We start from the raw sequence: 565 nt of genomic DNA, 5'->3' as shown, positions 1-565 counted from the left end.
GCTGGGTGTCTGAAAGTCAAACGCGCTGTAGATCACCCCACCGTCCGTGGGCTGCACAGCTTGCAGCATGACCCCCGTCTTGGCGGCAGAGGCGAATGCCTTCACACCAAACCCCATCAGTGTGGTGTACTCTGGGCTAGGACCCGTTCCTGTTACGGCATCTCCCCCCTGCAAGACCAGAGCGGTGGGGAATCGAGAGGCTGTGGTGCGCGCGCCCAGCTCAATGCCTGTAACCTGTACGGCCGTTGGAAACGTCCATGTCAGCACCACCGCATCACCTCCGGTGCTCCAGTAGCAGCCTGTGGCCGTGTTGTTGTCAGACAGGTTGGTCAGCGGACCCGTGGGGGCCGCACTCGCCGTCAGCGTGGCCGCCGCATCGACGCGCGTGGCGCCGTCGAACAGGTGAAACTCAGACAGCTCAAGCGTGGACAGCGTGGGGGCCGTCATCAGCTTGGCACGCCAATATTTGTGTGCGGCCACGGCGTTACCTCCAGGGGCCGGTCACATCAACCGCGAGGGAGTTGAAACCCGACGCACTGGTCATGTTGTTCGGCGCGAGCATGTT

The 565-nt window shown here is 62.8% G+C and carries 1 protein-coding gene; it reads right to left on the bottom strand.

Going from position 1 to position 565, the window contains the following annotated elements; genetic code table 11:
• A partial coding sequence (locus I6F47_RS20485; protein ID WP_197184479.1) for a hypothetical protein occupies positions 1 to 480 on the bottom strand: 480 nt, incomplete at its 3' end.
• Positions 481 to 565 lie beyond the last annotated feature (85 nt).

The sequence above is a fragment of the Pseudoalteromonas sp. NZS37 genome (genome assembly GCF_015864265.1).
Classification (GTDB): domain Bacteria; phylum Pseudomonadota; class Gammaproteobacteria; order Enterobacterales; family Alteromonadaceae; genus Pseudoalteromonas; species Pseudoalteromonas arctica.
Note: the sequence above shows the minus strand (reverse complement) of the source record. Positions and strands in the feature narration are given on the sequence as shown.